Origin of the sequence: Mycolicibacter sinensis, from assembly GCF_001667945.1 — a bacterium.
GTDB classification, from domain to species: Bacteria; Actinomycetota; Actinomycetes; order Mycobacteriales; family Mycobacteriaceae; genus Mycobacterium; species Mycobacterium sinense_B.
The window spans coordinates 26,045-37,836 of the sequence record NZ_LZJK01000063.1; the positions used below are offsets into that span (position 1 = coordinate 26,045).

General features: G+C 68.4%; 15 protein-coding genes. 6 read left to right on the forward strand and 9 right to left on the reverse strand.

Annotated features, from left to right (window positions below; translation table 11 throughout):
- Positions 1-49: 49 nt before the first annotated feature.
- Both A5694_RS08405 and guaB read right to left on the reverse strand, forming a co-directional pair.
- Positions 50-1,180 (reverse strand): GuaB3 family IMP dehydrogenase-related protein, encoded by a 1,131-nt coding sequence (locus A5694_RS08405; protein ID WP_185746648.1) that lies wholly within the window; start codon positions 1,178-1,180, stop codon positions 50-52.
- 67 nt (positions 1,181-1,247) lie between these two features.
- Positions 1,248-2,831: an IMP dehydrogenase gene (gene guaB, locus A5694_RS08410; RefSeq protein WP_109535641.1), complete on the reverse strand. Its 1,584-nt coding sequence runs from the start codon at positions 2,829-2,831 to the stop codon at positions 1,248-1,250.
- Between the two features lie 148 nt (positions 2,832-2,979).
- Here guaB and A5694_RS08415 point away from each other — a divergent pair, with 148 nt between their 5' ends.
- Positions 2,980-3,384 carry a DUF5319 domain-containing protein gene (locus A5694_RS08415; protein WP_064921417.1) on the forward strand — a complete coding sequence of 135 codons (405 nt, stop codon included), beginning with the start codon at positions 2,980-2,982 and terminating at the stop codon, positions 3,382-3,384.
- On the opposite strand, the gene A5694_RS08420 is transcribed toward A5694_RS08415, so the two are convergent.
- Positions 3,385-4,197, reverse strand: coding sequence for a hypothetical protein (locus tag A5694_RS08420; RefSeq protein ID WP_064921381.1), 813 nt, complete (start codon positions 4,195-4,197; stop codon positions 3,385-3,387).
- 241 nt (positions 4,198-4,438) lie between these two features.
- Here A5694_RS08420 and A5694_RS08425 point away from each other — a divergent pair, with 241 nt between their 5' ends.
- The 4 genes from A5694_RS08425 to A5694_RS08440 all read left to right on the forward strand — a co-directional run bounded on the left by A5694_RS08425 (position 4,439) and on the right by A5694_RS08440 (position 6,586).
- Entirely contained in the window at positions 4,439-4,729 is a 291-nt protein-coding gene (locus A5694_RS08425; RefSeq protein ID WP_064921382.1) for a WhiB family transcriptional regulator, read from the forward strand.
- Between the two features lie 119 nt (positions 4,730-4,848).
- Positions 4,849-5,094 (forward strand): hypothetical protein, encoded by a 246-nt coding sequence (locus tag A5694_RS08430; protein WP_064921383.1) that lies wholly within the window; start codon positions 4,849-4,851, stop codon positions 5,092-5,094.
- An 81-nt stretch (positions 5,095-5,175) separates the two neighbouring features.
- Positions 5,176-5,487, forward strand: a complete 312-nt coding sequence (locus A5694_RS08435; protein WP_064921418.1) for a DUF732 domain-containing protein — start codon at positions 5,176-5,178, stop codon at positions 5,485-5,487.
- 199 nt (positions 5,488-5,686) lie between these two features.
- Positions 5,687-6,586: a PE-PPE domain-containing protein gene (locus A5694_RS08440; protein WP_234786457.1), complete on the forward strand. Its 900-nt coding sequence runs from the start codon at positions 5,687-5,689 to the stop codon at positions 6,584-6,586.
- Here the strand turns inward: A5694_RS08440 and A5694_RS08445 are convergent.
- Together A5694_RS08445 and A5694_RS08450 are read right to left on the reverse strand one after the other, a co-directional pair.
- Positions 6,570-7,457: an NAD(P)-dependent oxidoreductase gene (locus A5694_RS08445; protein WP_064921385.1), complete on the reverse strand. Its 888-nt coding sequence runs from the start codon at positions 7,455-7,457 to the stop codon at positions 6,570-6,572. The two genes, A5694_RS08440 and A5694_RS08445, sit on opposite strands and share 17 nt — an antisense overlap.
- Positions 7,454-7,828 carry a carboxymuconolactone decarboxylase family protein gene (locus A5694_RS08450; RefSeq protein ID WP_064921386.1) on the reverse strand — a complete coding sequence of 125 codons (375 nt, stop codon included), beginning with the start codon at positions 7,826-7,828 and terminating at the stop codon, positions 7,454-7,456. The genes A5694_RS08445 and A5694_RS08450 overlap by 4 nt, the downstream gene beginning before the upstream one ends.
- A gap of 115 nt (positions 7,829-7,943) precedes the next feature.
- Here A5694_RS08450 and A5694_RS08455 point away from each other — a divergent pair, with 115 nt between their 5' ends.
- Positions 7,944-8,942 (forward strand): PE-PPE domain-containing protein, encoded by a 999-nt coding sequence (locus A5694_RS08455; RefSeq protein ID WP_234786456.1) that lies wholly within the window; start codon positions 7,944-7,946, stop codon positions 8,940-8,942.
- Between the two features lie 48 nt (positions 8,943-8,990).
- On the opposite strand, the gene A5694_RS08460 is transcribed toward A5694_RS08455, so the two are convergent.
- The 4 genes from A5694_RS08460 to groES all read right to left on the reverse strand — a co-directional run bounded on the left by A5694_RS08460 (position 8,991) and on the right by groES (position 11,792).
- The gene (locus tag A5694_RS08460; protein WP_064921420.1) at positions 8,991-9,272 is read right to left on the reverse strand and encodes a hypothetical protein; all 282 of its coding nucleotides are present in this window, start codon (positions 9,270-9,272) and stop codon (positions 8,991-8,993) included.
- 8 nt (positions 9,273-9,280) lie between these two features.
- Positions 9,281-9,580 (reverse strand): GlsB/YeaQ/YmgE family stress response membrane protein, encoded by a 300-nt coding sequence (locus A5694_RS08465; RefSeq protein ID WP_064921387.1) that lies wholly within the window; start codon positions 9,578-9,580, stop codon positions 9,281-9,283.
- A gap of 188 nt (positions 9,581-9,768) precedes the next feature.
- Positions 9,769-11,388, reverse strand: a complete 1,620-nt coding sequence (gene groL, locus A5694_RS08470; RefSeq protein WP_064921388.1) for a chaperonin GroEL — start codon at positions 11,386-11,388, stop codon at positions 9,769-9,771.
- Positions 11,389-11,489: 101 nt separating this feature from the next.
- On the reverse strand, positions 11,490-11,792 hold the full coding sequence (groES, locus tag A5694_RS08475) for a co-chaperone GroES (protein ID WP_019736720.1): 303 nt from the start codon (positions 11,790-11,792) through the stop codon (positions 11,490-11,492).

The following is an 11,792-nucleotide window of genomic DNA, read 5'->3' on the forward strand; positions in this document are numbered from 1 at the left end:
TATGGCCCTACTCACTGGTAACTTGCCAGATAGGCTGCCCTTACCTGCCTCAGCTCCCGACAGTCAGTCCGACCTTCTGGAATTCCTTGAGGTCGCAGTAGCCGGCCTTGGCCATCGACCGGCGCAACCCGCCGACCAGGTTCAGCGAGCCGAACGGGTCATCCGAGGGGCCGTCGAGCACCTGCGCCAAGCCCGGGCGCTCCCCGTAGGCGACCTGCATCAGCGCACCGCGCGGCAGCGACGGGTGCGCGGCCGCCGACGGCCAGTACCAGCCGTCGCCCTGCGCCTCGGCCGCCGCCGCCAGCGGGGTGCCCAGCACCACCGCGTCGGCGCCGCAGGCGATCGCCTTGGCCAGATCCCCGGAGGTGTGGATGTCGCCGTCGGCCAGCACATGCACATACCGGCCGCCGGTCTCGTCGAGGTATTCCCGGCGGGCCGCGGCGGCGTCGGCGATCGCGGTGGCCATCGGCACACTGATGCCCAGCACCTCGTCGGAGGTCGTCACCCCCGAGGTGGAGCCGTAGCCGACGATCACCCCGGCCGCGCCGGTACGCATCAGGTGCAGTGCGGTGCGGTGGTCGATCACCCCGCCGGCCACCACCGGGATGTCGAGCTCAGAGATGAACGTCTTGAGATTGAGCGGCTCGCCATCATTGGCGACGCGCTCGGCGGAGATGATGGTGCCCTGGATGACCAGCAGGTCAACTCCGGCGGCCACCAGGGCCGGGGTCAGTGCTTGGGCGTTCTGCGGGCTCACCCGCACCGCAGTGGTCACGCCGGCCTCGCGGATGCGCGCCACCGCGGCGCCGAGCAGGTCGGGGTCCAGCGGCGCGGCGTGCAGCTGCTGCAGCAGCCGGATCGCCGCCTCCGGCTCAGCGGACGCCACCGCTGCCTTCTCAATGACCTGGGCGACCTTGGCTTCGATGTCGGCGTGCCGGCCGATCAGCCCTTCGCCGTTGAGCACTCCCAGACCGCCGAGCCGGCCCAGTTCGATCGCGAACTCCGGGGAGACCAGGGCGTCGGTGGGGTGGGCCAGCACCGGGATCTCGAACCGGTAGGCATCCAGCTGCCACGCCGTGGAGACGTCCTTGGAGGAGCGGGTGCGCCGGGACGGCACGATGTTGATGTCGTCGAGCTCGTAGGTGCGACGGGCGGTGCGGCCCATGCCGATCTCAACCATGTCACGCATGACGGGTCAGCCCTCGTTTCTGTTTCACTGCGCGCGAATGCGCTGGACGAACGCCTGCTCAGCGCACGTAGTAGTTCGGCGCTTCGACGGTCATGGTGATGTCGTGCGGGTGGCTTTCCTTCAAACCCGCCGCGGTGATCTGCACGAATTGCGCCTGCTGCAGCTGCTCGATCGTCGCGGAGCCGGTGTAGCCCATCGCCGCCCGCAGCCCCCCGGTGAGCTGGTGGATCACCGTGGTCAGCGGGCCGCGGAACGGCACCCGGCCCTCGATGCCCTCGGGCACCAGTTTGTCCTCGGAGAGCGCGTCGTCCTGGAAGTAGCGGTCCTTGGAGTAGGACTTGGCGCCGCCGCGGCCCTGCATTGCGCCGAGTGAGCCCATGCCGCGGTAGCTCTTGAACTGCTTGCCGTTGACGAAGATCAGCTCGCCGGGCGACTCGGCGGTGCCGGCCAGCAGCGAGCCGAGCATGGTCGTCGACGCGCCGGCGGCCAGCGCCTTGGCGATGTCACCGGAGTACTGCAGCCCGCCGTCGGCGATCACCGGGACTCCGGCCGGCGCGCAGACCGCGACCGCTTCCATGATGGCGGTGATCTGCGGGGCGCCCACCCCGGCGACCACCCGGGTGGTGCAGATCGAGCCGGGGCCGACCCCGACCTTCACCGCGTCGGCGCCGGCCTCGACCAGCGCGGCGGCGCCGCTGCGGGTGGCCACGTTGCCGCCGACCACCTCGACCCGCTCCCCCACTTCGGCCTTGAGCTTGCCGACCATGTCGAGCACTCCCCGGTTGTGGGCGTGCGCGGTGTCCACCACCAACACGTCGACCCCAGCATCGGCCAGCGTCATGGCCCGCACCCAGGCATCGGCGCCGACGCCGACCGCGGCACCGACCAGCAGCCGGCCGTCGCTGTCCTTGGTGGCGTGGGGATGCTGTTCGGTCTTGACGAAGTCCTTGACGGTGATCAGCCCGGTCAGCTTGCCGTGGCCGTCGACGATCGGCAGCTTTTCGATCTTGTGCCGGCGCAGCAGGCCCAGCGCGGCGTCGGCGGAGACCCCCTCCTGCGCGGTGATCAGCGGCGCCTTGGTCATCACCTCGGCGACCGGTTTGTTCTGGTCGACCTCGAAGCGCATATCCCGGTTGGTGATGATCCCGACCAGCGCGCCGCTGGAGTCGACGACCGGCAGCCCGGAGATCCGGAACCGCGCGCACAGCGCGTCCACCTCGGCCAGGGTGTTCTCCGGGGTGCAAGTGACCGGATCGGTGACCATGCCGGCCTCGGAGCGCTTCACCGTCTCGACCTGGCCGGCCTGCTCGGTGACCGGCAGGTTGCGGTGCAGCACGCCCATGCCGCCGGCGCGCGCCATCGCGATCGCCATCCGGGCCTCGGTGACGGTGTCCATGGCGGAGCTGACCAGCGGCACCTTGAGCCGGATCTTGCGGGTCAGCCAGCTGGAGGTGTCGGCGTTGGCCGGCACCACGTCAGAGGCCGCCGGAAGCAGCAGAACGTCGTCGAAGGTCAGGCCCAGCATCGCGATCTTGGCCGGGTGCCCACCAGCGGGGCCGCCGGCCGGCGCCGCATCGTCGTGCGGGCCTATGGCACCCGCGGGGTGGGAAATCGTCGGGGCGCTGGCATCACCAACGGACATGGGGAGCCTCCACTACGCAGCCGGGGTAGAAGCCCATCCTAATCGCGGCGGACAGCGGCTTTCGTTCCCCACCACCCTTGGGGTGATTATGCGGGCCGCAGAACCGGCCGCTGGCGTTCTGTCATGGGGTCTGCGTACCCTGATGGGCGTGCGTGACCACCTACCACCCGGTTTGCCGCCCGACCCGTTCGCCGACGATCCCCACGACCCGTCTGCTGCGCTGGACGCCGTCGACCCGGGCCAGCCGCTGGATCCGCAGGAGCGGACGGCGGTCGAAGCCGACCTCGCCGACCTTGCGGTCTACGAAGCATTGTTGGCGCGCAGGGGGATCCGCGGCCTGGTGGTGTGCTGTGACGACTGCAATCAGGACCACTACCACGACTGGGACATGCTGCGTGCCAACCTGCTGCAGCTGCTCATCGACGGCACCGTCCGCCCGCACGAACCGGCCTACGACCCGGAGCCGGACAGCTACGTGACCTGGGATTACTGCCGCGGTTACGCCGACGCGTCGCTCAACGGGGCGACCTCGGAGGCCGACGGCTACCGCTGATCAGCGGCCCCGCCAGCTTCCCCCGCGGTAACGCACCAGCTCAGCAGTTTCATCACGCAGGTCGCGTAGCTCCTGCGCCGTCCGCGTCGCGCTGCCGGCATCGATCAGCAGGCACGCCAACGCCCACCGCAACGGGACCAGTCCCGCCCGTCCGGCCTCGTCGAACGCGGCGTCGGCAACCGTGCGCGCCCGCTCCCGCTTCCCCGCACAGCACAGCGCCCCGGCCAGCACCACCTGGCTTTTCACCCGGTGGCGCACCATGTCTTCCCCGGCGCCCGAGACTAGCTCCACGGCCTGCTCGGCGTGCCGCACCGCGGTGGCGCCGTCGCCGGTGACCATCGCCAGCTCGGCCGTCACCCAGTTGTGGCGCACCGCCAGCCGCGCCGGACCAGGCGGTTGGGGTGCCTGCCGGGCGCGGCCCAGCAGCGCCGCCGACGCCGCGAACCGCCCCACCCCCAGGGCATCGGCGGCCAGCCCCACCAGGGCATCGGCGGCGGCCTCCGGGTCGACTTCGTGGTCGTTGAGGGCCAGGGCCAGCGCCCGGCCGTCGAGGCCCCGGGCCAGATCGTGCCCGCCGAGCTGCCGGGCGAACGACGCCCGTGTGCTGTAGGCCAGCGAGGCCAGCGGGCCCTTGGGCGCCTCGCGCAGCAGCGCCGCCAGGTCAGCGTCCGCGCTGGCGTACCGGCCCTGCCCGCCTGCGGCGACGGCACGCAGCCACCGCTGCCGAGGTGTCGTCGCGGCCGGCAATGGCCAGCGGCCGGGCTCCTCGCCGAACGCGGCAGCAGCCAGCACCGCCTCGGGGTCCTGGATCATCGCTGCGCGACGTTACGCGGCCGGTTCAGCGCCCTCGCCGTCCGCCCGGAAAAATATCCACCCTCAGGGAATGTCCACCGTCTTAGGCCAGCCTTTCTTAACCGTTACGTAGGCCTAACTTCAGACGCTTTGGCTACGGTCCCCACAGCGCCGGAAACAGCCGGCGCTGTTTTACGCGCACCACCAAACACCTGAACGGCCGCAACCGATCCGGCCGACCGGCGTTTTGAGAGGGGTTCCCATGCCACTGGTTGAGCAGCTGCCCGGCCGCAATGCGGACGTATGGGATTGGCAACTCCGAGGAGCGTGCCGGGGCGTCGATTCGTCGGTATTTTTTCCACCCGACGGCGAACGCGGCCGCGCCCGAGCGCAGCGGGAGCAGAACGCCAAGAAGTGGTGCCGCAACTGCCCGGTGATGGAGCAGTGCCGCCAGCACGCCCTTGCCGTCGGGGAGCCCTACGGCATCTGGGGCGGCATGTCGGAGTCCGAGCGGCACGCCGCGCTGCGGTGCAATCTGCGGCGCAGCGGCTAGCCCCGCCAGACCACCGGCCGACGGCGTCACATCCGCGGCCGTGGATCCGAACAGCCCCCGCTCGCGGGGGCTGTTCGCTATTGCACGCAATGTCAGACCCGTCGGGTTGAATCCCGGGCATGCGATCTGCACCGGCATTCCTGGCAGTACTTGTCGCCTCGGTCGGCATCGGCCTGGCCGCCCCGGCCAGCGCCGCACCGGCCAGCTGCTTCGACCAGCGGCTCTGCGGCGATCTGAGCGACGTCTACTACTGCCCCGACACCGGCGCGGTGGTGGGCCCGTTCGGGGCCTGCCCCGCGCTGGTGACCGGCCCCTATGCGCCCGGCGGCCTGCGGCCCAACGACGGCTTGTCCCCGCTGGGGTGATTGCCGCGTTATCCCCCATCGCCGGCCACCGCCCCGCTACGCTTCCAAACGGTCCAGGCCGTCGAAAGCGAGGGGAACAACGTGCGCAAACAGCTTCTGTTCGGAACCATCGCGGCAGGATTCACCGTCGGTTTGATCGGCGCACCGATCGCCAGCGCCGATGAGGCGGGCTTCCTCAATGAGCTGCGCGCCAACGGGTTCCCGGGTCTGTCCATCGGCGACGCCCAGATGCCCGACGGGGTGGTAGTCGCGAACGGCTGGATGGCCTGCAACCGGCTGCACTTGGGTGAGAAGCCCGAACAGACACTGGCCCAGTTGAACCCGAACGACGTCGACAAGGGCCGCATGCTGCTCAACGCCGCCCAGCACCACCTGTGCCCGGACACGCTCTGACCGGCCCGGGACAGGCGGCGAAACGCCCGCCCGCGATTTGACTGGCACGTCAGACATCCACTGAAACGCCCAACTCAATCTCAGCGTGTGATAAGCACAGTCGATGAGAACGCGGGGTGCAGCACTAAAAGCGACAGTTGCCGAGGTTGCCGTCGCAGGCGTCCTGTGTGCCGCGGCCGGCGTGGGGATCAGCCAAACCGTGAGCGCCGCGGCCGCACTGCTGGCCTCGACCGGTCCGCTGGCGGGCAGCGTGACGGCGCTCATCCTGGGCGGAACCACCGAGCCGACGCCGTCACCGGAATTCGCGCGATCCGCCGAGAACCTGTTTCTGAACCCGCTGGGCTTCGACGGCGGTGCCACCGGCTCGACGGTCTGCTACATGGACGGAACCGACCCGTGCAGCGCCCCCCTACAGGTGCTGACCACGCCCGAACTGATCCAGCAGGGCCCCAGCAGCCTCACCGCCGCCTCGGCGATCGTCCTCGCCGTGCAGAACGAATTCAACGCCAACCCAGGCGCATTCGACGCCGAGCACCCCCTGACGATCTTCGGGTATTCGCAGAGCGCCACGGCTGAGTCGATCGCCATGACCCGGCTCGCCGAACTCGGAATCCCCAGCAGCGCACTACATTTCGTGTTCATCGGCGACCCGTCCACCCCGGACGGCATCTGGCAACACATCCAAGCGGCCATGGACGCGACGCTGGGCCCCGATTTGACGAACTACCTGCTCAAATTGTTCGGCATGACCGAAGTGCTCGGCAACCTGACCCCGAATGACCTGTATCCGGCAACGATTTACGGGCTGCCTGGCGATCCGGTCTCCAACTTCACCGACGTGTACGCAGATAAGGGTCTCTTCGGTGCGCTGCTGGATGTGCTGTGGCCGCACGTGTGGTACCTGGGGCTGACACCGGAGCAGGTCGCCGACGCGACCACCACCGTCGACGGCGCCCTGACCTACGTCGACATCAACGCCGACGACATCAACGGTCTCGACGCCTGGCTCAACGCGGTCTTCGTCGGTGGAGCGGCCAACAGCGGCATCTTCGAGAGCCTGTGGGACTCTCTGCAACTGTTGTTCAACAACTTCTTCTGACCGCCCCGACGGTGACGCCGGCGGCGTTCTCCAACACTTTGACGATCGAGGTGAAATCGGACTCGGGGCCTTGTTCGCGCAGCGTCGACTCCCACATGCCGGCCACCGCGTCGGCCAGGGGCCGCGGTAGGCCGAGGGCTGCCGCTTCGTCGAGGTAGAGCCGGACGTCCTTGACCATCAGGCCGGTCGCGAACCCGTAGTCGAAGGTGCGTGGCAGCACCGCCTTGGGAAACTTGTCGCGGCTGGCGTGGGTTCCGCCGGAGCCGGCATTGAGCACGTCGAGCATCACCTGCGGGTCGAGACCGGCCTTGACGCCCATCACGATGACCTCAGCGGTGGCGGCCAGCGTGGCGGCCGCCATCAGATTGTTGACCAGCTTCATCGTCTGGGCGGCGCCGGGCTTTTCACCGACGAAGAACGGCCGGCCGAGTTCGTCCAGCAGCGGCTTGGCGGTGTCGAACGCGGCCGGGGGCCCCGACACCATGATCGCCAGGCCGCCCTGCTGCGCCCCGCTCACGCCGCCGCTGACCGGCGCATCCAGCGCGGCGATTCCCCGGGCGGCCAGCGTGTCGTGATTGCGCTGCGCCAGTTCGCTTCCGACGGTCGACAGGTCGATGAACAGCGTGGCCGTCGCACTTTCAGCGACCTCGTCGGCGACCGCCGCCGACGCCGGCAACGACGGCAGGCTGGCCAGCACGATCTGCGCCCGGTCGGCCACCTCCCGCACCGAGGACGCACCGGACGCGCCGAATCTCGTTGCGCGCTCGACCACGTCGTCGCGGGTGTCGTAGACGATCAGTTCGCGTCCCGCCCCCGCCAGCCGGTGCGCCATGGGAAAGCCCATATTGCCCAAACCGATGAAGCCGATCATTGCTGCGTCTCGTATTCGGCGAAGGCGTCGCGGGCGATCCGGAAGCTGTCCACCGCCGCGGGAACACCGGCGTAGATCGCCACCTGCATGAAGACCTCCCGGATCTCGTCGCGGGTGACGCCGTTGGTGAGCGCTCCTTTGACGTGGGTGCGAAGTTCGTTGGGCCGGTTGAGCACTGCGAGCATCGCCAGGTTGAGCATGCTGCGCGTCTTACGCGACAGCCCCTCGCGGCCCCATACCGCGCCCCAGCAGTATTCGGTGACCAAGTCCTGGAAGGGCTTTGAGAAGTCATCACCGGCGGCGGCGACATAGGCGTTGCCCAGCACCGCGGCGCGGATCTCGCGGCCCCGCTCGTAGGTGGGTCGGTCCATGGTTCTCCTTTGGCGCCGTCTGCGGGGCTGCACCCCGCCGAGAAAGACAGTGAGAACCCTAGACTCAAATATGAGAACGGGATACTCTCATGCAGCACACAGCGGGGAGGATGCGATGACTCAGGTCACGTCACGAAATGCGTACAAGGCGGTCGCTCAGCTCGCGGTCGCCGGGCTGCTAGTCGCCGCGGCCGGCGTGGGGGTCAGCCAAACGGTCAGCGCCGCGGCCACGCTGCTCGCCTCCACCGGCCCGCTGGCCGGCAGCCAGACCGCGCTCATCCTCGGCGGAACCGGCCAGCCGACGCCCTCACCCGAATTCGCGCGATCCGCCGAGAATCTCTATCTCAACCCGCTCGGTTTCAATGGCGGCTCGACCGATTCGACGGTCTGCTACATGGACGGCACCGACCCGTGCAGTGCCCCACTACAGGTGCTGACCACACCGGAACTGTTCCAGCAGGGGCCGAGCAGCCTCACCGGCGCGGGGCTCATCGTGCTCGCGGTCCAGAACGCCTTCGCCGCCAACCCGGGCGCCTACGATGCCGAACACCCGCTGACGATCTTCGGCTACTCCCAAAGCGCCACCGCCGAATCCATCGCGATGACCCGACTCGCCGAATCGGGCATCCCGCTGGACTCGCTGCACTTCGTGTTCATCGGCAATCCGTCTGCACCGGACGGCGTCTGGCAATACCTGGAAGCCGCCATGTACGCCACGCTGGGCAAGGACCTCTCGGACTACCTGCTCAAGCTGCTCGGCATGACCGAAGTCCTCGGTAACCTGACACCCAACGACCTGTACGCGGCCACCATTTACGGTCTGCCCGATGATCCGGTCGCAAACTTCGCCGACGTCTACGCCGCCGACGGCCTGTGGGCCGCGTTGGGCGGCATCTTCGGGCCGCACGTGGAGTATCTGGGGCTGACCCCGGAGCAGATCGCCAACGCCAGCGCCACGGTCGACGGCGCCCTGACCTACATCAACATCGACAACAGCGAGATCAACGCCTTCGACGCCTGGCTCAGCGCCCTACTGTTCCACGGGGTCGCCACCAGCGATCCGTTCCAGGCTCTGTTCGACTCGATGAATCTACTTTTCAGCAACTTCTTCTGAGCCGTGCACAGCCTGGAACGAATCGTGTTGGGGCCCGCAAATTCTCGATTAGCCGTGCGGGGCCTCGGATATCTTGCTGTCCGGAGTCCCCACTGTCTTGCAGTAGGTCGAGACGGACAAGCGGGTCGCAGAAATCTCCAGATTGGAGGGATCGGCGCCGCTCTTGTCTTTGAGCATCTTGCTGATCTCGTCGTCCTGCTTCTTCTCGTCCTGCTCGACGAAGTCCTTACACCGGGTGTCGCCACCGGTGTTGATCACCTTCGATGCCGAGCACCCGCCGGAAAGAAGAATCCCGAGCGCAAAGGCAATGAGCGCAACGTGTTTCATCATCCCGCTCCTCACGCGTCGCGACCGGCCAGGCGCAGCAGCCACAGCAGGATGACCGCGCCCAGGATTGCGGTGAACAAGGTGAACCACCAGCCCCCGCTCGCCGTGTCGACCACGAAGCTGAGCAGGAATCCGCCGATGAGCGCACCGACGACACCTACGACGATGTCGGTGAGCAGGCCGAACTTGGTCTTCATGATGAGGCCCGCGATCCAACCGGCAATAGCGCCGATAATTATGTAACCGATCCATCCGACACTGGTCAACGTTGTAGAGCGAGCCAGGAATTCAGTAGCCGCCACTGGGTCCATGGTGATCTCCTTTACCGCGCCTTCAATACACCGTCCTGTTCGACGACGCGATGGATCAATACCCGTTTTGCGCGGTTACAAACTCGGAATACACCACCGAGCGGACGCGAGCGCCCCCATTTCAGCTCCGAAATGGGGGCGCTCGCTAGGGGTACCGCCCGCGTGCGGGGGACCGTTCGTCGCCGGGACTAGTGCGCGTGCCCGTGGTGCCCGTGGGCGTCGGCGGCTTCCTCGGCCGGCTTGTCGACCACCGCGGTCTCGGTGGTCAGCACCATCCGCGCCACCGAGGCGGCGTTGAGCACCGCCGAACGGGTCACCTTGACCGGGTCGACGATCCCGTCGGCGGCCAGGTCACCGTAGGACAGCGTCGCGGCGTTGAAGCCCTGCCCGGACGGCAGCTCGGCCACCTTGCTGGTCACCACCGCGCCGTCGACGCCGGCGTTGGTGGCGATCCAGTACAGCGGCGCGCTCAGCGCAGCGGCGAACACCTCCACGCCCAGCTTCTCGTCGCCGGTCAGCGTGGACTGCAGCTCCGACAGCGCCGCGCGGGCCTGCACCAGGGCGGCGCCGCCGCCGGGGACGATGCCCTCCTCGACCGCGGCCTTGGCCGCCGCCACCGCGTCCTCGACCCGGTGCTTGCGCTCCTTCAAAGCGGTCTCGGTGGCTGCGCCCACCTTGATCACGGCCACGCCGCCGGCCAGCTTGGCCAGCCGCTCTTCGAGCTTCTCGCGGTCCCAGTCGGAGTCGGTCGCCTCGATCTCGGCGCGCAGCTGCTTGACCCGGGCGGCGATCGCCTCGGGGGTGCCGGCCCCGTCGACGATGACGGTGTCGTCCTTGGACACCACCACCCGGCGGGCGGAGCCGAGCACGTCGAGACCGGCCTCGCGCAGCGTCAGCCCGACGTCGGGGTTGATCACCTGGGCGCCGGTGACGACCGCGAGGTCCTCCAGGAACGCCTTACGTCGGTCGCCGAAGTAGGGCGCCTTGACCGCGACGGCCTTGAGGGTCTTGCGGATCGCGTTGACCACCAGCGTCGACAGCGGCTCGCCCTCGACGTCCTCGGCGATGATCACCAGCGGCTTGCCCGCCTCGACGACCTTCTCCAGCAGCGGCAGCAGGTCGGGCAGAGAGCTGATCTTGTCCCGGTGCAGCAGGATCAGCGCGTCCTCCAGGACGGCCTCCTGCGAGTCGAAGTCGGTGACGAAGTAGGCCGACAGGAAGCCCTTGTCGAAGCCGACGCCGTCGGTGATCTGCAGCTCGGTCGACAGGGTCGAGGACTCCTCCACGCTGACCACACCGTCGCTGCCGACCTTGGTCATCGCCTCCCCGACCAGCTCGCCGATCTCCTCGTCGCGCGAGGACACGTTGGCCACCTGCGCGATCGACTCCTTGCCGGCGACCGGGGTGGCCGCGGCCAGCAGCGCCGACGACACCGCGTCGGCGGCCTTGGCGATCCCGGCGCCCAGCGCGATCGGGTTGGCGCCGGCCGCGACATTGCGCAGGCCGCCGGAGATGATGGCCTGGGCCAGCACGGTGGCTGTCGTGGTGCCGTCGCCGGCCACGTCGTTGGTCTTGGTGGCCACCGACTTCACCAGCTGCGCGCCGAGGTTTTCGAACGGGTCCTCCAGGTCGATCTCCCGGGCCACGGCGACGCCGTCCATGGTCACCGTGGGGCCGCCGAACGCCTTGGCCAGCACCACGGTGCGGCCGCGCGGGCCCAACGTGACCCGGACCGCGTCGGCGAGCTTGTCGACGCCGGTCTCCATTGCCCGACGGGCGGACTCGTTGAACTCAATCTGCTTGCTCACGAATGTTCAACCCTTTCCTTCACGCGTGCCGCCCCGGACATCACCCGTAATACGGGGATCTCCGGGGCGGGCACGGTGGTTGCTTGTGGCTACTTGCCGACCTACTTGCCGACGATGGCCAGCACGTCGCGCGCGGACAGGATCAGGTACTCCTCACCGGCGTACTTGATCTCGGTGCCGCCGTACTTGCTGTAGATGACGACGTCGCCTTCCTTGACGTCCAGCGGGATCCGCTTGTCGCCATCCTCGTCCCAGCGGCCGGGGCCGACGGCAACGACGGTGCCTTCCTGCGGCTTCTCCTTGGCGGTGTCCGGAATGACCAGACCGGAAGCGGTCGTGGTCTCGGCCTCGTTGGCCTGAACGAGGATCTTGTCCTCGAGTGGCTTGATGTTCACGCTCGCCAC